This is a genomic window from Endozoicomonas sp. ALD068 (assembly GCF_049310145.1).
GTDB lineage: Bacteria > Pseudomonadota > Gammaproteobacteria > Pseudomonadales > Endozoicomonadaceae > Endozoicomonas_A.
Map to the genome: position 1 here is coordinate 6,660,371 of NZ_JBLYNU010000004.1, position 22,105 is coordinate 6,682,475.

The following is a 22,105-nucleotide window of genomic DNA, read 5'->3' on the forward strand; positions in this document are numbered from 1 at the left end:
TAAAAGCACGCTTGTTTTCTTGAACTATTCTTCCTCTCTGTATATCAGGAAGCAAGGATAAAATTATTAAACACTCACTCAATGCGGTACTGCTATTGCTGCTGTCGTTTTCTGTCGTCTGCCAGGCCGAATTGTTAACAAGACGTTTTATTGTTGAGCTTGAACAGAATGCAGGCTCTCTAAAACAGAGCTTCTCCATAAAGCCTGACCCGCATATGTTTACGGGTAGCTCGTCAGAAATTTCTGAAACAAACGACCGTGCAGGATCCTGTTTACTCCCTGATAAAAAACGACACAGACATGACAGTTACGGGATCAAAACAACCCTTGTTGATTCGATTTCATGGCCGTTACTTTACGCTACTCAACTGCTGGTTGTTAACGAACTGATTCTGACCACCAAAGATGCCCATTTAAGCTCCAATCTCTATTTATGGGTACCTGGAGAAGTGATTGTGGCTGTCAGTTGGCTTTTAAAAAGCTATTGGAACCCTGTTTTACCTTCGTTTAGCTCAATCGAACATTATGAGGTGACTCAGAACCTCACGTTTGCCACCATCACTGTGATGCCAGGTTCCGGGCATAACCCTCCAAAAGGCCAGTTACCTGAGTCGCTTGGTCAGCTACCCTCAGCAGCAAACACCAATTTTGCAGGCTCTTTCAGCAGCCCCCCGAATACTAATGACAATGGTGACGGTAACAGAGGCCCTCAACAGCATTTGCATACTTTGGATCTAAACTGTTTTGTCTTTCCCTGTCGTGGTGTTTGTCAATTGTGCAATTTTGATCAACCACCACAGACTCTTTCCGAAGAAATTCGAATTTCCACAATGCTTACCTCTTCAGAAAGACAAGAAAAAGCCACTGAATCATCTCAATTGGGTCAGAGCCAACCTCAACTTTCACAGTCAGGCGAAATAAAAGTCACAGATATCAGCGGACAAGAAAGCTGTCACCTGACAGTGATCAGACATAATGGCCAGCAGCGGCTATGCAGGAAAGTTTTCAAGAGTGCTCAAGGCCTGTTGGATCACAAAAAAAAGTGTCACCTCGGGCCACAATCGTGTGCCACGATGGTGGTCGGTCGAGATGGTCAGCTAGAGCCATGCGGGGTCGCCTGCAGCAGTGAAAATACTCTGTGGCATCACAAAAGAAGAGACCACTCCGGGCAACAAATCTGTAACCTGACCGTGGTCGGGGAAGATGGCCAGCAGCGGCCATGCGGGATGGCCTGCAAGAATGATAATGTTCTGTGGCGTCACAGGAGAAGAGACCACTCCGGACAATTAATCTGTAGTCTGAACCTGGTTGGTGAGGATGGTCAGCAGCGCCCATGTGGCAAGGTCTGCAACAATGCTATAGCCCTGTCATCGCACAAATCCAGATTCCATAGCGGGCAACGAATCTGTGATGTGTTACTCGTCGGGGAAGATGGCCAACAGTGGCCATGCGAGAAGGTCTGCAAGAACGCTCAAGACCTGTCGGTTCACAGAGCAAGAGACCACACCGGGCAACAAGTCTGTAAAGTGGTCGTGGTTGGAGAAGATGGCCAGCGGCGACCATGCAGCATTGCCTTCAGAAATGTTCTGGCTCTGTCATCTCACAAAAGCAAATTCCACAGAGGGCAACAAAACTGTGACCTGGTGGTTGCCGGGGAAGAAGGTCAGCAGCGGCCATGCGGGAGAGTCTTCAAGAATAAAAATGCCCTGTTAAGTCACAAAAGAAGAGACCACACCGGACAACAAACCTGTAACATGACAGTGGTCAGGGCAAATGGTCAGCCGCGCTCATGCGGCAAGGTCTGCAAAAATGTTTTAGCGCTATTATTTCACAAAAGCAAATACCACAGTGGACAACGATCCTGTGAACAGGATGTCGCCGGTGAGGATGGTCAACAGCGACCATGCGGGAAGGTTTGCGATAACGCTCAAGCCTTGGCGGATCACAAAAGAAAAGACCACAGCGGGCAACAAATCTGTAACCTTACCCAGGTCGGGGAAGATGGCCAGCAGCGCCCATGCGGTAGGGTCTGCAAAAATGCTTCAGCTCTATCAACTCACAAAGGCAGCTACCACAGCGGACAAAGAACCTGTGACTTGGTCATTATCGGTGAGGATAGCCAGCAGCGCCCATGCGGGAAAGTCTGCAAGAATAATCGAGACCTGAGGGATCACAAAATCATAGATCATACCGGGAAACAAGTCTGTGATGTGATGGTGACAGGGGAGGATGGCCAGCGACGGCCATGCGGGAAGATCTATAAGAATACTAAATGCCTGAAGGAGCATAAGAGAAAACACCAAAAACGCAAGCTCGCTGAGGTGGATCAGGGTAATGACTGAATCAGAGAGCAAGGACAGAATTATTAAACACTCAGTCTTTACGGCACTGCTCTTGCTAATGTCGTTGTCTGTTGCCTTTCAAACTAAAGCGTTCACACAAAGTTTTATTGTCGAGCTTGAACAGAATTCCGGACTTCCAAATAAGAACTTTTCTATAAAACCTGACCAGCATACCTTGCCGGGCAATCCGTCAGACATTGCCGATATAAGCGGCTATGCAGGATCAGATTTATTTTCTGATAAAAAACGACACAGGCTTGGCAGTTACCGGTTAAAAACGACCCTTATTGAGTCGATTTCATGGCGGTTGTTTTATGCCACACAGTTGCTGGTTGTTTATAAACTGATCCTGAGCAGCAAAGATTTCTCTTCAGGCACCAGCCTTTATTCACGGCAACCTTTGGATCTGGTCGTCGCTGTCGGTTGGTTTTTAAAAAACTATTGGAACCTTGATTCACCGCTATTTAAATCGATTGCACAACAGGAACTGAATCATTGCCATCCGTTTGCTATCATCACTGCGATGTTTGGTTCTGGAGAAAATTCCCCACAATACTCACCATCAAAATCATCAGGCCAGCGAGCCTCCCAAGCCACCCTCCAAAGTACAGGGTCTATAACCAGCCTTCTGAATTCTGGCTCTGGCGGTGATAACAGCGATCCTCAACAACATCGGCATAGTCTGGGTTTAAATTGTCTTGTCTATCCCTGTCACGGCGTTTGTCGATTCCGAACATTATTTGATAGCAGTGGATCTTCTGAATGGACGCTGGACTCCCTAAAGGGTTTATGCCCCCATTTGGTCAGTGGACATTGCTTTATTTGCTCATATCATTTTGCTCCTTTAAACACTGAAGATTGCCAACAAAACCCGCTTTTTGACACGTCGATCGGTCTTCCTACGATTCAAAGCCGATTCGATCTTGATCCACTTTTACAGACACAGGGAAATAGTATTGATGGCAATACAGCCAATGGTTGCATCTTTTTAGGCGGGGTCGCCTCAGACGGGGTCGCCTTAGACGGGGTCGCCTTAGACGGGGTCGCCTTAGACGGGGTCGCCTTAGACGGGGTCGCCGAGACAACTGACTTTATCGGGTCAATGGGTGATGATTTGCCAATGTCCGGGAGTTTGCCTTGTACTGTCAATGATTTTGAAGTTATTAACGGGCCACTCGATCCAGTAAGTCTTTTAGAAGAAATGGGAATTTCCTCAACGCTAAATCATTCTGAAGCACAGCAAACAATCACTGGATCACCCAAGTTGGGTCAGAGACAGTCTCATCTTTCGCAAACCGGCGCAATACCGGCCAGAAACAAAAGCAGGCAAAAAACCTGTAAACTGACAATGTTGGATGAGTATGGCCAGTCGCAGCCATGTGGGAAGGTCTGCGATAATACTAAAGCCCTTTCAATTCACAAAAGACGATATCACACCGGGCAAAAAACCTGTGACTTAACCATGGTCGATAAAGGAGGTCAGAAGCGGCCATGTGGAAAAATCTGCAAGAATTCCATGAGCCTGGCGGTTCACAAAAGAATACACCACAGCGGACAACAAATCTGTGGCTATTCCGTGTCAGGGGAGGATGGCCAGCTGCGCTCATGCGGGATGGTCTGCAGGAATATAAAAGCCTTGTTGGAGCACAGAAGCCAATACCATAGTGAGCAAATAAACTGTGAGCTAACCGTGGTCGGTGAGGATGGCCAGCAGCGATCATGTGGGAAAGTCTGCAAGAATGCAAAAGCCTTTTCGGATCACAAAAGAAGAGAGCACAGTGGACAAAAAACCTGTGAACTGATCCTGGTCGGAGAAGATGGTCAGCGGCGGCCATGCGGGATGGTCTGCAATAGTGCTCAAGCCTTTTCATCTCACAAAAGCCGATATCACACCGGGCAAAAAACCTGTGATGTAACAATACTAGGTAACACTGGTCAGAAGCGGCCATGTGGAAAAGTCTGCAGGGGTGCTCAAGCCCTGAGCGACCATATAAAAATAAACCATATCCTTGACCAAACCTGTGATGTAAAAGTGGCAGGGGAAGATGGCCAGCCTCGGCCATGCGGAAAGGTCTGCAAGAATGCCAAAACACTGTTAGATCACAAAAGAAACTCCCATACTGAACAGAAAACCTGTGCTGTAACCCTGGTCGGAGACGATGGCCAGCGGCGGCGATGTGGGTTTGTCTGCAGGAGTCAAACAGCCTTGAAGGGGCACAAACAAAGACACCACAGCGGGCAGAAAACCTGTAACCTGAGCGTGATGGGGAAGGATGGCCTGCAGCGGCCATGTGGGGAGGTCTGCAACAGTGTCAGAAGCCTGGCGGATCACAAAAGAAGAAACCACAGCGGGCAAAAAACCTGTGATGTGATCGAGTTCGGGGAGAATGGCCTGCAGCAGCGATGTGGGAAGCTCTGCAAAAATGCTATAGCCCTGACCAGGCACAAAAGAATGCACCGAAAACGTAAGCCTGCTGAGGTGGACAAGAACGATGACTTCAGTCATCAAAAAGGTATAGTGAATAAATAATGATCTGACTGCCGCCCTTTTATTGGGTTAGCGGTTATGCGACAGTCCATGGGCAAATAAATCAGATCAGCAGCGGGAAGTGTACAGGGATTGTACAAAAATCTGTCTTCTGTATCTGGGAATTCTGTTTGATTTTGTGCATGATTGCGGGCTGGCCAAAAGCCACTGGAGGCTGCTCATTTGCCTTAATTGGAGATGCCATCGTCATAGGCATTTCCCGATTAGATTGATCATACGGCACAGGATCAGGTTTGCCGTCATTGGGGGAGACACCGCATGTTTGAGGCTAAGGCCTTATTTGAGCCTGAATTCATCCAGCAGAGCCCAACCAGGCTCTGGAAGACTATCTCTCCACAATACAGTGTGGATGAGTCAGCCTTACTGGCACAGCTGGCCGATTTGGCCAGACCCAGTCCGCAGCAGCTGGCTGTGGTAACCCGACGAGCTACCGATCTGGTCGAGCAGGTTCGAGCCCGGGAAGATTCCATTCATATGATTGACTCTATGTTGTTGCAATACAGCCTGGATACCCGTGAAGGTATTCTGCTGATGTGTCTGGCAGAAGCCCTGATGAGAATTCCTGACTCTGAAACCGCCGATGCCCTGATTCGTGACAAACTCAGTGTCGCTGAGTGGGAAAGGCATCTCAAACAGAGCGATTCGCTATTGGTGAATGCCTCCACCTGGGGTCTGATGTTGACCGGTAAAGTGGTGACATTAGGCAAATCGGAAGACGGTCGCCCGGCTAGCGTGATTGGTCGACTGGTTAAAAAAATGGGTGAACCCTTGATTCGTCAGGCTGTGAACCAGGCGATGAAAATTATGGGTGAGCATTTTGTACTGGGTCGCACTATTGCAGAAGCACTCAGGAATGGTCGAAAGCCAAGAGAGAAAGGTTACACCTATTCTTTCGATATGCTGGGTGAAGCGGCACTGACCGAAAGCGATGCTCAGAAATATCTCGCTTCCTACCTGGCGGCTGTCAGTTCCGTTGGTCAGGAGCAGAAGGGTGGCTACAAAGGCCCTCGTCCTACCGTTTCGATCAAACTGTCTGCCCTGCATCCCCGTTATGAAGTGGCCAATGAAACCCGTGTCTTGAAAGAACTGTTCGACAGCGTGCTGGAACTGATTCGCACTGCCAGAAGCCTGAATGTGGGAATCACCATTGATGCCGAAGAGCAGGACCGCCTTGAGTTGTCTCTGAAACTGTTCGAGAAACTCTACCGTCATCCTGATTGTCAGGGATGGGGTGCTTTCGGACTGGTTGTACAGGCTTACGGTAAAAGAGCACTCCCCGTTCTTGCCTGGCTGGCAGCTCTGGCAAAAGAGCAGGGTGATGAAATTCCTGTGCGTCTGGTAAAAGGTGCCTACTGGGACAGTGAAATAAAACTGTGTCAGCAATCCGGCTATTCCGGCTACCCGGTATACACGCGCAAAGAAGCAACAGACGTTGCTTATCTGGTGTGTGCCCGTTTTCTGCTGAGTGATCCTGTTAAAGGGGCTATTTACCCTCAGTTTGCTACCCACAATGCTCATACTGTTGCCAGCATTCTGAGCATCGCAGAACATAAACATTATGAATTCCAGCGTCTGCATGGAATGGGTGATGCGCTCTATAACACGGTACTGGATCAGGAAAAACCGGACGTTCGCATTTATGCACCTGTGGGTAGTCACAAAGATTTGCTGCCCTATCTGGTGCGTCGACTTTTGGAAAATGGTGCTAACTCCTCTTTTGTTCATCGTCTGGTGGATGCCAGGACACCCGTAAAGGACCTGGTTCATCATCCTGTCACTGTGCTCGAGAAGCATAGTTCTCTGGCCAATGACAGAATTCCTTTACCGGTAGCTATTTTTGGAAAAGACAGAGTTAATTCCATAGGTGTCAATATCGATATTGAGTCACAGTGGCAGCCGTTTTCTGAATCTGTACAGAAGTTTATGGGCCAAACGTGGCACAAAGGTCCCGTGATTTCCGGCCAAAAGGTTGAAACTGAAAAAGTGGTTGATGTGCAGTGTCCTTACCAGCTCAGCGAGCTCGCAGGTCGTCTGCACTTCGCCGGAGAAAAGGAAGTGGACCAGGCTATTTCAGTGGCTCACAAAGCGTTTGACCGTTGGCACAAGATACCAGTAGAAACCCGTGCCCAGAGTCTGGAGAAGTTGGCCGACCTGCTGGAGGCCAACCTTGAAGAGCTGGTGGCACTCTGTCATAAAGAAGCGGGTAAAACGATTCACGACAGTATCGATGAAGTGCGTGAAGCGGTAGATTTCTGTCGTTATTATGCCAACCAGGCGCGTGAAAAATTCTCAGCACCTCAGGTTATGCCAGGACCTACCGGTGAATCCAATGAGCTTTACCTGACCGGTCAAGGCGTCTTTCTGTGCATCAGTCCCTGGAACTTCCCTCTGGCTATTTTCCTGGGTCAGGTGGTTGCCGCGCTGGCCTGTGGTAACACGGTTGTAGCCAAGCCCGCCGAGCAAACCACTCTGATTGCTGCACGAGCTGTTGAGATGATGCTGGAAGCCGGCGTGCCTGCCGATGTGATTCAACTGGTACCGGGTGAAGGTAAGGATATTGGTCATCAGTTGACCGCTGATCCTCGTATTGCCGGTGTTGCTTTCACAGGTTCAACCCAGACTGCAAGATTAATAAACCAGACTCTGGCTGCGCGAGAGGGCGCTATTATCCCTCTGATTGCCGAGACCGGTGGTCAGAATGCCATGATCGCAGACTCTACTGCTCTCCCTGAGCAGGTCGTTAATGACGTTGTTCAGTCTGCTTTTGCCAGTGCCGGGCAACGTTGTTCAGCGTTGCGAGTGCTCTATGTTCAGGAAGATATTGCTGATCGTATTGAAGACTTGCTGGTCGGTGCGATGGCAGAACTGAAGGTGGGTCACCCAGCCCTGCAGGAAACAGACCTTGGCCCTGTCATCAGTGAAATCGCCCTTAAAGGACTCCAGGCTCATATTGATCGCATGAAGCAGGAAGCCCGCCTGATTGCCGAAGTGGATTTGGGGGCTGAATGCAATGAAGGTTACTTTATTGCGCCGGTTGCCTTTGAGATTGAGAGCATCAGCCAACTGGAAAAAGAACACTTTGGCCCGATTCTTCACCTGATTCGCTACAAGGCTTCTGAGCTGGATAAAGTGATTCAGGAAATCAACGGCACAGGTTACGGTCTGACTCTGGGAGTGCATAGCCGCAACGAAGCGACCTCCTCCTACATTGAGCAAAGCCTTAAAGTGGGTAATGCCTACATAAACCGTAATCAGATCGGTGCGGTGGTCGGTGTTCAGCCATTTGGTGGACAGGGACTCTCCGGTACCGGTCCAAAAGCCGGTGGGCCTCACTACCTGTATCGCTTTGCTACTGAACGTACCCGCACCATCAATACGACGGCTGTCGGAGGCAATGCCACACTGTTGTCCCTTGGGGCTGGTCACTGATCGTCATTGCCTGCTCTTTAACTCTGGTTCCCATGCAGAGCGAGGGTGTCGCAAAACTCCAACAGCTCGTTCTCACGCTCTGAAGTCTTCATTCCCGCGAAGGCGGGAATCCAGCGCCAACGGTGGATCTCTGCCTTCTCGGGGATGACAAGGCCAGGGGGACACCGGGCAGTATGGTTCTGGTGGAGAGTCAGTGTGGATTGCCGCCTTCGCGGGAATGACGAGAATGAAGCCGGCAATGATGGGAGTCAACGCGTTCCCACGCCGGAGAGAGTTTTGCGACACCCTCTCAGAGCGTGGGAACGAGTTGACAGGAGGTTGGGAAATCAATTACTCAAGCGTTACCCGGTTAGCTTCTTCGAGACTGGTCACACCCTCCAAAACCTTTAACAGTCCAGACTGGCGAAGGTTATTAAATCCTTCTTTCTGTGCAATTTCGGCAATCTGGAGGGAGTTGCCCTCTTCCATAATGATTTGCTGCAGAGCCGGTGTGATCTTTACGACTTCATAGATACCCACACGGCCTTTGTAGCCCTTGCTGCATTGATCACATCCCTTGGGGCCATAAATTTTGGCATACTTGATCTGCTCTTCGGTAAAACCTTCTTCCAGCAGTGTTTCTTTTGGGATGTCTTTTATTTCCTTACAGTGGTTGCATAAGCGTCTGGCCAGACGCTGGGCAATGATCAGGCTGACAGAGGTGGCAATGTTGAAGGAAGGAACCCCCATGTTTTGCAGACGTGTCAGTGTTTCCGGAGCGCTGTTGGTGTGTAGCGTGGACATGACCATGTGGCCTGTCTGGGCCGCTTTGATGGCGATGTTGGCCGTTTCAAGATCTCGAATCTCCCCCACCATAATGATGTCAGGATCCTGACGAAGGAAGGCTCTCAGAGCTTGAGAGAAATCCATCCCCTGCTTCGGATTAACGTTCACCTGGTTGATACCTTCCAGGTTGATTTCTACAGGGTCCTCGGCGGTGGAAATGTTTCTTTCCGGAGTATTCAGAATATTCAGCCCCGTATAGAGAGAGACGGTCTTACCTGAACCGGTGGGTCCTGTGACCAGAATCATACCCTGGGGTTGGTGCAAGGCTTCCATGTACATTTCTTTTTGGGTTTTTTCATAACCCAGGGCATCAATGCCCATTTTGGCACTGGAAGGATCGAGAATCCGAAGTACGATTTTTTCACCCCAAAGGGTAGGCAGGGTATTGACCCGGAAGTCGATGGATTTGCTTTTGGACAGGCGCATTTTAATACGACCATCCTGGGGCTTACGTCGTTCTGAAATATCCATGGCAGACATTATCTTTAGACGGGATGCAATTCTGGGTGCCAGGCCAGCAGGTGGTTTGGCGGTTTCATGAAGAACGCCGTCGGTGCGAAATCGAACCCGATAGGTTTTTTCATAAGGTTCAAAGTGAAGATCCGATGCGCCTGATTTGATGGCAATGAGCAGCATTTTATTCACGAATTTTACGACAGGGGCATCGTCATCTTCCCCTGCTACTTCCTCATCGTTGTCTTCGACGGCACCCACTTCCAGCTCTTCAAGGTTATCAAATTCCTCATCATCGAAATTCGACAGGGCATCAACATTGCTATCCAGCAGTTGATCAATGAATCTGTCCAGCTTGTCTTCTTCAACCAGTACCGAATCCACCATAAGACCGCTGCTGAATCGGATTTCATCAATAGCTGTATGATCACTGGGATCAATTACCCCGACAAACAGTCTGGTCCCCCTCTTTATTAACGGGATCAGTTTATGCTTGCGAATCAGCTTTTCCTGAATCAGTTCCTTCGGGATGTTTTCAGGGTCAAAGGCATCAAGATCCATAACTGGCATGCCAAATTCTTCTGCGGTAGCCAGGGATATGTCTTTGGCGCTGAGTAAATTCTCCTGGACCAGGTAGCTGGCAAGGGGCTGCTTTGTTTTTTCTGCCTGTGAAAGTGCGGAGCGGAGTGTCTTTTCATCGATCAGCTGGTCGACAACCAGTCGAGCAGCCAGTCCTGTCAAAGGTTTATCGACCATGCCTTGTCTATCCGTTTATTGTTCTTGGGTCTGTTCTCTGATTTCTACTATATCAGCACTGAGACGAGAGCATAAACAGGATATTTCATAAAGTGTTGAAGAAGGTGTGGCGTTCAAAGAGTATACGGTCTGGTAGAAGGAAGCTGAATTTTATAATGTCGGAGTCTGACAATGAACAAAGCCATTACCAGGGGGATAATGGCTTTTGTGGCACTCTTGTACATTTTTTACATGCTTTTCCAGATGCCAAGTGTCGGATTTTATTTACTGGCTGGCAAGGTAAAATACATGAGGCGGGTTGGGGTGCCCCGTTTACTATCTTCACCGTCATAGTAACTGACCAGCATAAATGTTTTGCCCCCTTGTACCGTTTCAGGACCCCGAGCAATCGCCTCAAAAGAGGTTTCGTGAATATCAAAGCCTATTCCATCTTCGAATAATTTCAGGGAGTCCTCTTGAAGGCTGTCAAAGATAAGGGTCTTGGACATAAAGTAGTCTGGTGCATCCATGAATGCCTTGTTCAGCTCGTTGTCAGCAAACATTTCACTGCCTTTGACATTCTTGCCACTGCTCAGGTCGACCAGATAAACCCGGGTAATAAAATTGGATTCAGAACTTCGATAAGGGAGCACTGTTTTCTCAAGGAACAGAGCCTCTTTCTTATTGAGAACCGCAATATCGCTGACTGTACGAATCGGGCTGCTCTTCAGCTGTTTCATTGCAGAAGGGCTTAAACCCAGAAGAGAAAAGTTATAGAGCTTCTCTGACAGAATTGTTACTTCACCCTTGGCAGGAAGCTGTTGGCTGTTCAGGTATTTTCCTGGCAGCGGTTCGCCATTGTTAGACAGTTGTTCTGTAGTAAAGGTCACCACCCTGACAGGTGGGACATGTTCATTGATATTCCATTGTTTGGCATCCTGAACCAGAGCTCCGGCGGTTGCTGCAACGTAATGGTTGCTCTTGGGAATACGGTCAAGACTTTTCACACCTAATCCCTGTTGAATACCCTTCAATCCCATGTGGAAAGGAATCCAGTTGTTGTTTTCAAAATGTTTAGGCAGTTTGAATGCGCTATCTACCTGACCGGGTCTGTGATCATTTTCTGTGAGCAGGAATTTTGATGACAGTCCGATATCGACGTGGTGAACACCTTTGGAGAGTTGCAGGGGAATTTCCCTGAAGGTATGCAGGAAGGCTGCCGGAATCAGATCAAGCACAGGTACAGGGAAGAACTCATGGGCATCATACCAGGCTTTCAGAAAACCATTGTTTCGGGTGGCCAGACTGGTTTCGTCACGATTCGCGTGCCTGTAGCCGTAGCCTGCATAGGCGGGGATGTCGATTGCTCTGTAGTCAATAACGCCGGTAACGCCTCTATCACTCTGACTGGAGGAAATCATCAGCTCACCGTCTTTGGTCAGAGTGATGGCGCTGGGGGCAATATGACCATCGTTCAGCCAGAGGGGATGGGTTTTGGCATTCTTGCCTTCGGTGATAGGGTATTCGAACACTTCACTGGGTAAAGGTCCGCCGTGATTAGGATTCTGACGATCCAAAACCACCTTGCTCATATCCAGCTCGTAGTAGTGGGGCTTGGAAAAGACCCCCCAGCCATGACGACCGGTGAAGCCTGCTCCGGCATCTCCAGAAAGCAGGTAGAGTGTCCCTGTTGAACCATTTCCGACATGAGCGAAGTGAGCACCAGTAATATGAGTGACCCTTTTCTGGTCGTCCGGGCGCAACAGGTGACTTCCCAGATACCTGACGCTTTTATGAGGGGCTAATTTCCCTGGGGATTCTGCTGACCATCCGGGAGTCGAAAGAGTCAAGCAAAGCGTTAAGCCAACCAGGGCACTTCTTCTTTTCATCATTGATAAAAACACCTGAAATGAAACAACCCCATAAAGATAGCCATAATTTTTCATTGCAGGTGTATTTTTGACTGAAGTCGCTTCTAAAGCACCAGAGACGGGAAGGGAGTACCTGAAAGTCTGATAGTCAGGGTTTGATTGGGTTGCTTGGGCAAGTGAGCCATCGATCACAAAGCTCTCGGTTATAGAGATGCGATATAATGCGGCAGTCGCCTGCATGAATGCAGATGAAGAGCACGATAACACAGGGAAGAAGATCCGGTGGTCAGACAAGAGCTCCCACCGCTTCAGGCAGAAAGTCCTCAAACTGATCAGCTGTAGCCAGGGAGTCTCAATGAGCCTCCGCTTGCGAAAGCTTAACAGGTCTATCCTTAGCTGGGCTTCTTCAGAATAAACGGACATTACCGTCTGATGCAGCAGCTGGATCAATGGATACGTCGGCGCAAGCCGAAAACGCGGCACTGAAACGTGATCGGACCAGGTGCGGACCCGCTTAAGGAGTTGATGTGGAAGCCGGAGGTTAGAAACGTCCGACTGTCCGATTTAGCAGGTTTAAGTACCTGGTTAGGTACTTATCTACCGGCTTATTCGATTCAGTTACAATCAAAATAAGTCAAAGCCTGCTCTAAAAATAATTTAAAGCTGTTTGGAAAAGACTTTGTAAGAGTCGTTAATTCATTTAATAGCTTATTTATTTCTTCCAGATAACTCCAAGTCTCGGATACGTCAATTGTGTCGTTCTGGTCAAGATATTCTTTTAGCTTGTTGTTTAAAATCTGGTATGACAAGGCTTTCTGTGAAAATTCAGAACTATCTTTATCCGCCTTATCAGCTAATTCCGTTAGGGTGCCACACTTGTGCTCTTGAAAAGTGCCTGAAAAACTTGCGTCCCCAGAGACGCCAGCAACACTAAACAGCCTGCCCATTGCTACTGATTGCCCTGGATTGCCAGCTGAAACTTTCATCCGCTCAAAAGCCTTTTTTGCTAGCAATTCAGAATCATTCGTGACTGTTTTTGTGAGTGTGGCTAAATAAGCTTTGCTCATTGATAACGATGAAAAAACTCTCTCTAAAGATTCGTTCATAGATACTAAGTGAGGAATGATGGTGAAAATGGACTGAGACCCAAAGGTTGTTATGATAGTTTGAACTCTTTCAGCCAGTTCCAGAAACTCACTTCCTCTCCTGTCCATGTCATCTATAAGCTGTCGTCCTTGCTTTAAGTGTTCTTCGCTTATTTTAATCGCAAAGACAAAGGGAGATGAAACGATCAATATAACCGAAATAAAAACTGTGGTAAAAGTTTGCATAGGTGTTTCAACTTCTTTTCGGTTTGCATTTTTGCTCATGTTCTGCCAGCTAACCCCTGCTTCACCACGCGGGCAAAGCACGTCGGGAAGAGAGGTGAAGCCTCGGGATAGAATTGGCAGAATTACGCGATAACTATAGTGTAATCAGTGATAGCTGGGTGGTGATGTGCTGGCAGTGAGGCCCTGATACGCCAGGTAAATCTCCGGGAACCTCTGATGCGTCGGCAGCTACAGCGAAATTGTGAGATTGAGTAATGAACTTAAGGAGCTGGCCGGTCACAGCAGCTGATATTTAATGGAGAGAATCACCGTAACCGATTTCTTGTGAGGTGTCGGTAAGGGCAGGGAGCGCTCAATGGCTTTCAGACTACTGGCTTCGAATGCCTTTTTACCGGCCAGTACAGTCGCCTTTTCCAGTGTTCCGTCAGAGTTGATTTCAATTTTGATTTTTACTTCTCCTTCCAGTCGCCTTCTTTTAGCCTGGTAGGGATACACTTTGTAGCGATTGATCCGGTATTGAAGTTGAGCCACCCATTTCTGAAATTCATCAGGCTCCAAATGCCCGGCTTTTGAAGTGATGAGTTCTTCGACGGGCTCTCCCGATGTCTGCTGGTTGAGAGCAGATACCGGAGGCTCACCCGGTTTTGCGTGCCTGTGTTTGTTTTCTTCCTGATTGGCCGACTCTTGCTGAATCTTTTTCTTTTCGGCTCTGGTCGTTATGACTTTCTTGTTCTCTGCTTTTTCAGCCTGTTCTGTTTTTTCAGTGCTTTGAATGTGTTCAGTGTTTTCAATCTGAGAATCTGGCTTTGTCAATTCCGAGCCGGTCATTGCTTCTGTAGCGGTCAGGTTTTTTTCAATGGCAGGTGTTATGTCGGGTTGATGAGACACCAGTTTGATTTGAATGCCGGGTGATTTTGCAGCAGTCAACCAACTACTCCCGCTATAGCCCAAAAGTAAGGTGTGAAAGACAACTGACAACGTCAGGGGGATGACCAGATGCCTGATGGTGGTTTCCTGTTCCATGATTGGCAACCCACAGAGCATAGCAATTTAAACAGGAATTAAAGAAACAGGTCTGTAGAGGAAACCCCGACATGGTCAGGGCTTCTTAAGAATATCAGGAAGGCTTTACCGGGCTACCAAAATCCCGAGGCCCGGTATGACAAAGAAGGCCAGCAAAAGATACAGGAATGCATAAGCGCGGTTTTTTATAGCCAGATCAGACAATTTTTCTGCAGCGTAGAGAGGAATCTCACGGAGCCACCTGATGCCATAGATAAGGGCTACGGCAAACACGTTGAAGAACAAGTGTACCAGAGCAATGGTCATTGCGTGCTCTGCGTCTGCACCGACGATGGCCGTTGCTGAAAGCAGCGCTGTGATGGTTGTACCGATGTTGGCACCCAGAGTAACAGGGTACATCTGACGAACGGTGAAGACGCCACTGCCTACCAGAGGAACCATAAGACTGGTGGTAGTAGAAGAGGATTGCACCATTACGGTCATAACAGTACCGGAGGCAATACCGGAAATCGGACCACGACCAATAGACTTGTGCAGAATGTCCCTGGCACGTCCCACCATAACTTTTTTCAGCAGCTTGCCCAGTCTTACGACCGAGCTGAAGATAAGGAAGATACCGAAGGCGATCATGGTCAGGCCAGCCAGTGTGCTGTCGGGCAGGAGGCCTGCAAAATCCTTGACAATATTCACGGCCGGCTTGGTCAGGGGTTTGACGAAATTCAGGCTGCCCATATCAATAGCAGAGCCACCCACCAACAGTGCGGCTACGTGCTGTGAAATATCGCTCAGGAAGCCGGTCATCAATTCCAGAGGCAACAGAATCAGAACCGCCAGATAGTTAAAGAAGTCGTGAACTGTCGAAGCAGCAAAAGCTCGCTTAAAGGATTTGTCGCAACCCATGTGACCCAGACTGACCAGAGTATTTGTGATGGTGGTACCAATATTGGCTCCCATTATCATGGGGATCGCCATCTCTACCGGCAGGCCGCCAGCCACGAGGCCAACGATAACAGAGGTTACTGTACTGGAAGACTGAACCAGAGCTGTGGCGAGGGTACCGGCTATCAGTGCCAGCATAGTGTTGTTGGCAAAGCTGAACAGCTCTGCAGCTGCTTCTGCGCCACCTACGGCCATTTTAAAACCAGAGCCCACTACGCTGACGGCAACCAGGAGAGCATAGATCCAGAGGATAACTCTCAGCCAGATACGGCCATAGTGCCTGCTGGTGTATTTATAGTCAGCTTTGGTGCTGGCTTGACTTGTTGCTTCAGACATTTTCTGCACCTTGGTGCTGTGTGGATAGAGATGATGGCGAAAATATAGGTGTTCTGTTTCAGAAATATTACAGTTATGACATTTTTTTGAAATATTTAAAAAGCCCTCCAGGACCAGAGGGTGTCGCAAAAGGTCAATTAAAACGCTTCAAGCTTCAAACCGTCATCTCCGCGAAGGCGGAGATCCACTGTTCGTGGTGGGTTCCCGCCTACGCGGGAACGACGATCTTGATATATCCTGCTGACCATACCCTTTTGCGACACCCTCACCAGGGCAAACATACCCTTTTGCGACACCCTCACCAGGGCAAAGACTGCAGAAATATGACAGTGCTCGTTTTCGGGGCAACCCTTTTCCATGTCGGAACCCGGAGGTCCCAAAAGCATGGGAGCCAGAGTGATGCGACAGCCTGCAGAACAGGGAGTAGTTACCTGAGAAGTTTATCGAACAACTGCACTCTAACCGTTTCTCCTGCCTCAATATTTCCCTGGGAAGCGGGCAAAATGATGTAACAATTAGCCATACTCATGGATCGGAGAATCCCCGACCCCTGACTGCCCGATGTGACTACCTCGGCTTCTCCTCTCTCGTTGGTTGAGAGAATGCCCCTCTGGAATTCCAGGCGACCGGGTTGTTTCTTCAGGGGAGTGAGGCACGTTGCTGGTAGTTCAGCAGCAGGAGTTGGTTCTGCTCCCATCATATGTTGCAATGCGGGCGCTGCCAATTGTTGGAAAGTTACCGTAGCGGAAACCGGATTGCCGGGTAGCCCAAAGAAAACACTGTTGGGAAGTTTACCAAAGGCAAAGGGTTTGCCGGGTTTAATGGCCAACCTCCAGAACGAAGTATGGCCTATTTCACTGAGAATATCTTTGACAAAGTCGACGTCACCTACGGATACCCCACCAGAGGTGACAACTGCATCAGCCTGCTGATCAGCTTTCAGAAAAGCTTTCCGGATCTCGTCGCGGTCATCATGGAGTTTTCCAAGGTCAATCACTTCTGCACCCAGTCGCTTGAGCATCGCTGATACTGCAAACCTATTGCTGTCGTATATATTACCTTGTCCGAGAGTCTCGCCGGGCAGCTTCAGTTCATCACCCGTGGAAAAGAGCGCTACTTTTATTCTGCGAATGACTGGAACTTCAGGGATTCCCAATGAAGCCAGCAGACCTATATCCTGGGCTTTGATGATGTGTCCCTTTTCAAAAACCTGACAACCTTGAGGAATATCTTCACCGGCACGGCGAACATTATTGCCTGACTGAGAGGGTAGCTTGCTGAAAGCAATACCCTGTGCGGTTATCTCGGCCTGCTCCTGCATGATGACCGTATCGGCACCTACAGGAATGGAAGCACCTGTCATGATTCTTATACAGTGGCCAGCGGGCATAGAACCCTGATAGGGATGTCCGGCCAGAGATTTTCCGGCCAGCGGCAGTATTGAATGTGGTGCCAGGTCACTGAAACGGACTGCATACCCGTCCATGGCTGAATTATCATGGGACGGAACGTTAACCGGCGAAATAATTGCCTCAGAGATAACCCTGTCCAGGGAGTCAGCCAGAGCCACTGTTTCAGTTTCAGTGACGACCGGTGTTTCTGTCATCAGTTTCTCAAGCCCTTCGTGCAGGGGCATGAGCCCCGGGGCAGAACAGCAGTCAGTCATTGAAAGGTCTCCTCGATACAGTTTTTGAAACTGCTCTTAAAGTAAAAGCTATAAATGAATTCAGCAATCTGTTTCTTGTTATTTGTATCACTCGATATTGTCCTTTAAGGCATGGCTATTTTATCGGGTTAGGGTTAGGATGAGCCCCTAATTAATTTTAATAAAGCGCCGAGCTTCGCAACCTAACCCTCACCATGAAGGTACGGTTGTCTGGCCGTGACCTGATGCGTGTTACACGCAGGGTTGCCAGGGTTCACACAGAAATGTCTGGGCCTCCCGTGTTTGGAAAGGTGTGAAATGCGACCATTACAAGACCAACAGGGACGAACGTTTCCCTATCTCAGACTGTCTCTGACTGATCTGTGCAACTTCACTTGCAACTATTGCCTGCCTGATGGCTGTGATGAGCATCGTCACAAGCAGTCGCTGGATGTTGCCGAAATTAAACGTCTGGTGACCGCTTTTTCGGCGGTGGGTGTTGAGAAGGTTCGCCTCACTGGCGGTGAGCCTACCCTGCGCTCTGACTTCATGGATATTGTCAGTACTCTTAAGTCCATTCCGGGGATTCAGAAAGTGGCTATGACCACAAATGGTTACAAAATGGACCAGAGAGTTGAGTCCTGGCTGGCTGCTGGTGTTGATCAGATTAATGTCAGTATCGACAGTCTGGACCCCCGAGCCTTTGCAGCAATAACCGGGCACGACCGCCTTCAGGAAATACTGGTGGGTATTGACAAGGCCTTCGCAAAAGGTCTTCCTTCTATCAAGGTCAATGCGGTTTTGATGAAAGGGGTCAACGACATCCAGCTGGAGGCGTTTCTGAAATGGATTAAGCACCAGCCTGTTACCATGCGTTTCATTGAGTTGATGCAGACGGGTGATAATAGTCGCTTTTTCAATCAATACCATGTCCCCGGAAAACAAATAAGGGATCAGCTTCTGGAGCAGGGCTGGGTCAGAATGGCCAGAAATAAAGATGCGGGTCCGGCTTACGAATATTGTCATCCTGAGTATCAGGGGCGCATTGGACTGATTACCCCCTACTCAAGAGATTTCTGTAAAGACTGCAATCGTCTGAGGGTTAGCAGTCAGGGGCATCTGCAACTTTGCCTGTTCTCGGAATCAGGCCATGACCTTCGACATTTCTTACAGGACGACAGCCAGCAGGATGAATTGATTCAGGAAATTCGATCAGCACTGAGGTTGAAAGTAGACGGTCATTTTCTGGAACAGGGGTATACCGGAGGTACTCGCAATCTTGCCCAGATTGGAGGCTGATATAGCTCGGCCTTCGCTTTAGGTGACTGGGGGTTATTGTCGGCACACAGGGCACAAAGGTGATTGTGTCGTCCATGCGTGAATGCATGCTGCACAGTAGAAGTGCTTTAAACACTCCCCAGCGGCGATAGGGGATCTTATGGGGTCCATACAAATAGAGCATAATCCGCCAAAGAGTTTTACTGCCAGATAGTCAGTAATTCTTGCTGACAATGCGTGCTCTGTTACTCGGGCAACGAGACTGCAAAAGGCTAGTGGTAAGTTTTCATCACTACTGAAAAATGCTATCAGGTCGTAGATGAAGTTAAAATAAAAGCATGATATTAAGCTTATTGAAAAAGCAAAAGCTAACTCTTGACGAAAAACATTACCCGATTTAAGTAGATGGTAAATTAAAAAAGAAGCACTTGTTGATTCAACTAAGCGTAAAGGTAGCCTGATTTCATCATAATATAACGAGAGAGAAGTTAATAAATTTAACAGGTCCCTGAGAAAGCTCTGTTCGTAATCTTTATGTGAAATAGTCAGGTCGGAATTTACATATTCATCATTATAAGTATTATCTTCAGATCCGTAAGAAGTGCCACAAGATATTAGCAAGACAAATATCACTAATTTGCATAAATAGAGCATATCTGTTGTGTATGGATTTTAGGGAACACTCAGTCAAGATAGATTACGAAGGGTCATGTTACAAATATCGAGCAGGTTTTACCTGCGAGCACCCGCTGAAAATGGCTGGAGCAAAAGGTGCTTCAGCCAAAATCCATTCAGTTTTCGAAATGGATATTTATTGAACGGGTTGATCGCTATTCTATTTATTTTATCGGGAGGTTACTGTCGGCATACAGGGCACAAAAGTGATTGCGCCTCCCATGTGCGAAGGCATGCACTGCAATACCAGTGCCTTCTGCAGCCTGCACAGTTGATAAAGGTACTCATTTGTTCCAGACAAATAGGACATATTCCTGAAAAAAGTTTTACTGACAAATAATAGGTAATAAATAGAGACAATGCGTGCTCCATCCTTTGTGCGATGAGTGTAAATATGAATAATGATAGATCTTCGTAATTATGCTGATTAGTTCTTAGGTCATATGAAAAGTTAACGACAGCGCTTAATAAATAAACAAAAAGATACTCATGATGAAAAGTACTGCCCAGCTTAAGTAGACAGAAATTCAACAAACACTGAGATGTTATCTCAGTTAAACGTAAAGGTAGCCTGAATTCATCATAATGTGACGAGAGAAAGGTTAATAAATTTAAGAGGCCAGTCGAAAGGCTCTGTTTGTAATCTTCATAGGAAATGGTGTGATTGGAATTTATAGATTCATCATCATACATATTATCTTGAGAGCCATAAGAAACACCATAAGATAGCATTAAGATGAATACCACTAAATTGCGAAAATGTAACATATTTATTGTGTAGGAATTTTAGGGGACACTCGGTCATGTTAGCTTACGAAAAGCTATATCACAAAAAATCAGCACACTGCACCTGCTAGCAACCGCTTAATATAGCTGGGTCAAAAGATGCTTCAGCAAAAAGCCGTTCCGTTTCCGAAATGAGCATTTATTGAACAGGAAGACCGCTATTATTCTTTCTCATCAGTGGGTTACTGCCGACATACAGGGCAAAAAGGTGAATGTGCCAGCCATTGATTAAGGCAGTCTGCACAAAACAAATGTCTTCTACAACGTGCATATCGGAAAGGTAATCTTAAGGGCTCTAAACAAATAGGACATGATTCTGTGTAAATTTTTACTAAAAATATTAAGGGCTTTAAACAAAAAGAACATGATCCTGCGACAATGACTACAAATGATATGTGCTCCGTTGTTTGTGCAATGAATCTAGGTAAGAATAATAAGAATGATCTTCCATGATTTTTAATATTCATGCTTATGTCGTATATTGTATGAAACAAAAAACTTGATCCAAAACTATATGTTAAAATTTCAGTACATATATTACGAGGAGGCTCTCTACCTATTTCAAATAGATAGAAATCAAATAAAAAAAGACTTACTATTTCAACCGCACGTAGAGATAGTCTGACTCCATCATAATATAAAGAGGGGGCGCTTAATAAATTTGACAGGGTGCTCAAAACACTCTTTTTGTAATGTTCATATGAAATAGTTTGGTTGGAATTTATAGATTCATCATTATAAGTATTATCTTGAGAGCCGAAGGAAGCGCCATAAGATATCAGTAAGATAAACATCACCAATTTACATAAATAAAGCATATCTATTGTCTGGGAAGTTTAGGAACACTTGGTCATGGTAGATTACTAAAAGTCATATCACAAAAATCCAGCACGCTGCACCTGCGAGCAACGGCTGAATATGGCTGGATAAAAAGATGCTCCAGCCAAAAGTCGTTCCGTTTCCGAAATAGGCATTTATTGTACAGGCTGACCGCTATTCTCTTTAGTTCATTGGCGGCTTACTGACGACATACAGGGCAAAAAGGTGAATGCGCCCGCCATTGACCAATGCAGGCCGCACAAAACAAATGTCTTGCACAAGTTGCAAATTGGACAGGAAATCTTAAGGACTCTAAACAAATAGGACATGGTTCTGTGAAAAGTATTACTAACAAATGTTCGGCAATTGCTAAAGACATTATGTGCTCTATTCTTTGTGCAATGAATTTGGCTAAGGATAATAATGAGATTCCATGATTTTTAACATTCATTCTCGTGTCGTATATACCATTAGCAAGATGGCTTGATGCAAGGCTATATGAAAAAATCATACGACATGTTTCAGTAGTTGCTCTACGCATTTTAAATATATATAAATCAAAAAAAACAACAGCTGCTATTTCAGTCGCACGTAGAGGCAGCCTGAACCCATCATAATATAAAGAGAGAGTGCTTAATAAATTTAACAGGTTACTCGAAAAACTCCCTTCGTAATCTTTATATGAAATAGTTTGGTTGGAATTTACATGTTCATCATTATAAGTATTATCTTGAGACCCATAAGAAGCACCATAAGATATGAGCAAGATAAATATTACTGATTTGTATAAACAGAGCATATTAATTGTGTGGTAATTTTACGGAGTACTCGGTCATGGTAGACTGTGGGAGGTTGTGCAACAAACAATCCAGCATGCTGCACCTGCGAATATCCACTGAATGAACAGTCCTCCGGACTGATCCCTTACATCAATGCCTGCAGGGCCTGGCCCGGCTGGGCAATATTTTTCGCGAAATTGGCTAAACATAAAAATGTTTACTGGCGTGTACATTCTGTTTAAGGCAGGTATAATCACGTTCCAAGGCTGGTCGGGCGAATATAATTTTTAA

General features: G+C 47.1%; 14 protein-coding genes and 1 riboswitch. Of the genes, 4 read left to right on the plus strand and 10 right to left on the minus strand.

Annotated features, from left to right (window positions below):
- Nucleotides 1-95: 95 nt before the first annotated feature.
- The 3 genes from ACO6V5_RS24035 (at nucleotide 96) to putA (ending at nucleotide 8,319) form a co-directional block, all read left to right on the plus strand.
- Nucleotides 96-2,342 (plus strand): hypothetical protein, encoded by a 2,247-nt coding sequence (locus ACO6V5_RS24035; protein ID WP_422410245.1) that lies wholly within the window; start codon nucleotides 96-98, stop codon nucleotides 2,340-2,342.
- Nucleotides 2,335-4,872 (plus strand): hypothetical protein, encoded by a 2,538-nt coding sequence (locus ACO6V5_RS24040; protein ID WP_422410247.1) that lies wholly within the window; start codon nucleotides 2,335-2,337, stop codon nucleotides 4,870-4,872. Before ACO6V5_RS24035 ends, ACO6V5_RS24040 begins: the two co-directional genes overlap by 8 nt.
- A 276-nt stretch (nucleotides 4,873-5,148) precedes the next feature.
- Nucleotides 5,149-8,319, plus strand: a complete 3,171-nt coding sequence (putA, locus tag ACO6V5_RS24045; protein WP_422410249.1) for a bifunctional proline dehydrogenase/L-glutamate gamma-semialdehyde dehydrogenase PutA — start codon at nucleotides 5,149-5,151, stop codon at nucleotides 8,317-8,319.
- Between the two features lie 72 nt (nucleotides 8,320-8,391).
- Here putA and ACO6V5_RS24050 read toward each other — a convergent pair whose 3' ends face one another.
- From ACO6V5_RS24050 to moeA, 7 genes are all read right to left on the minus strand, one after another.
- Nucleotides 8,392-8,571: a hypothetical protein gene (locus ACO6V5_RS24050; RefSeq protein WP_422135219.1), complete on the minus strand. Its 180-nt coding sequence runs from the start codon at nucleotides 8,569-8,571 to the stop codon at nucleotides 8,392-8,394.
- Nucleotides 8,572-8,649: 78 nt separating this feature from the next.
- Nucleotides 8,650-10,353, minus strand: a complete 1,704-nt coding sequence (gene pilB, locus ACO6V5_RS24055; RefSeq protein WP_422135218.1) for a type IV-A pilus assembly ATPase PilB — start codon at nucleotides 10,351-10,353, stop codon at nucleotides 8,650-8,652.
- Nucleotides 10,354-10,613: 260 nt separating this feature from the next.
- A complete protein-coding gene (locus ACO6V5_RS24060; RefSeq protein ID WP_422410251.1) occupies nucleotides 10,614-12,224 on the minus strand; it encodes an esterase-like activity of phytase family protein in 1,611 nt (536 codons plus the stop codon).
- Nucleotides 12,225-12,817: 593 nt separating this feature from the next.
- A complete protein-coding gene (locus tag ACO6V5_RS24065; protein WP_422135216.1) occupies nucleotides 12,818-13,573 on the minus strand; it encodes a hypothetical protein in 756 nt (251 codons plus the stop codon).
- A 237-nt stretch (nucleotides 13,574-13,810) separates the two neighbouring features.
- Nucleotides 13,811-14,557 carry a TonB family protein gene (locus ACO6V5_RS24070; RefSeq protein ID WP_422135215.1) on the minus strand — a complete coding sequence of 249 codons (747 nt, stop codon included), beginning with the start codon at nucleotides 14,555-14,557 and terminating at the stop codon, nucleotides 13,811-13,813.
- 105 nt (nucleotides 14,558-14,662) lie between these two features.
- Entirely contained in the window at nucleotides 14,663-15,832 is a 1,170-nt protein-coding gene (locus ACO6V5_RS24075; protein WP_422135214.1) for a Na/Pi symporter, read from the minus strand.
- A 427-nt stretch (nucleotides 15,833-16,259) separates the two neighbouring features.
- Nucleotides 16,260-17,498 (minus strand): molybdopterin molybdotransferase MoeA, encoded by a 1,239-nt coding sequence (gene moeA, locus ACO6V5_RS24080; protein ID WP_422410254.1) that lies wholly within the window; start codon nucleotides 17,496-17,498, stop codon nucleotides 16,260-16,262.
- 154 nt (nucleotides 17,499-17,652) lie between these two features.
- Nucleotides 17,653-17,807, plus strand: a riboswitch (molybdenum cofactor riboswitch).
- Between moeA and moaA the strand changes: the two genes are divergently transcribed.
- Nucleotides 17,796-18,776, plus strand: a complete 981-nt coding sequence (gene moaA, locus ACO6V5_RS24085; RefSeq protein ID WP_422410256.1) for a GTP 3',8-cyclase MoaA — start codon at nucleotides 17,796-17,798, stop codon at nucleotides 18,774-18,776. (Overlaps the previous riboswitch by 12 nt.)
- Nucleotides 18,777-18,809: 33 nt before the next feature.
- Here the strand turns inward: moaA and ACO6V5_RS24090 are convergent, their stop codons facing one another.
- From ACO6V5_RS24090 to ACO6V5_RS24100, 3 genes are all read right to left on the minus strand, one after another.
- Nucleotides 18,810-19,409 carry an RING finger domain-containing protein gene (locus tag ACO6V5_RS24090; RefSeq protein ID WP_422138832.1) on the minus strand — a complete coding sequence of 200 codons (600 nt, stop codon included), beginning with the start codon at nucleotides 19,407-19,409 and terminating at the stop codon, nucleotides 18,810-18,812.
- Nucleotides 19,410-20,398: 989 nt separating this feature from the next.
- Nucleotides 20,399-21,034: an RING finger domain-containing protein gene (locus ACO6V5_RS24095; protein WP_422410258.1), complete on the minus strand. Its 636-nt coding sequence runs from the start codon at nucleotides 21,032-21,034 to the stop codon at nucleotides 20,399-20,401.
- Nucleotides 21,035-21,234: 200 nt separating this feature from the next.
- The gene (locus ACO6V5_RS24100; protein ID WP_422410260.1) at nucleotides 21,235-21,801 is read right to left on the minus strand and encodes an RING finger domain-containing protein; all 567 of its coding nucleotides are present in this window, start codon (nucleotides 21,799-21,801) and stop codon (nucleotides 21,235-21,237) included.
- Nucleotides 21,802-22,105 lie beyond the last annotated feature (304 nt).

Coding starts and splice junctions, on each gene's coding strand:
- ACO6V5_RS24070 (WP_422135215.1), bottom strand. CDS start 14,557: ATGGAACAGGAAACCACCATCAGGCATCTGGTCATCCCCCTGACGTTG.
- ACO6V5_RS24060 (WP_422410251.1), bottom strand. CDS start 12,224: ATGATGAAAAGAAGAAGTGCCCTGGTTGGCTTAACGCTTTGCTTGACT.
- moaA (WP_422410256.1), top strand. CDS start 17,796: ATGCGACCATTACAAGACCAACAGGGACGAACGTTTCCCTATCTCAGA.
- ACO6V5_RS24040 (WP_422410247.1), top strand. CDS start 2,335: ATGACTGAATCAGAGAGCAAGGACAGAATTATTAAACACTCAGTCTTT.
- ACO6V5_RS24075 (WP_422135214.1), bottom strand. CDS start 15,832: ATGTCTGAAGCAACAAGTCAAGCCAGCACCAAAGCTGACTATAAATAC.
- ACO6V5_RS24095 (WP_422410258.1), bottom strand. CDS start 21,034: ATGCTTTATTTATGTAAATTGGTGATGTTTATCTTACTGATATCTTAT.
- pilB (WP_422135218.1), bottom strand. CDS start 10,353: ATGGTCGATAAACCTTTGACAGGACTGGCTGCTCGACTGGTTGTCGAC.
- ACO6V5_RS24090 (WP_422138832.1), bottom strand. CDS start 19,409: ATGCTCTATTTATGCAAATTAGTGATATTTGTCTTGCTAATATCTTGT.
- putA (WP_422410249.1), top strand. CDS start 5,149: ATGTTTGAGGCTAAGGCCTTATTTGAGCCTGAATTCATCCAGCAGAGC.
- ACO6V5_RS24065 (WP_422135216.1), bottom strand. CDS start 13,573: ATGAGCAAAAATGCAAACCGAAAAGAAGTTGAAACACCTATGCAAACT.
- moeA (WP_422410254.1), bottom strand. CDS start 17,498: ATGACTGACTGCTGTTCTGCCCCGGGGCTCATGCCCCTGCACGAAGGG.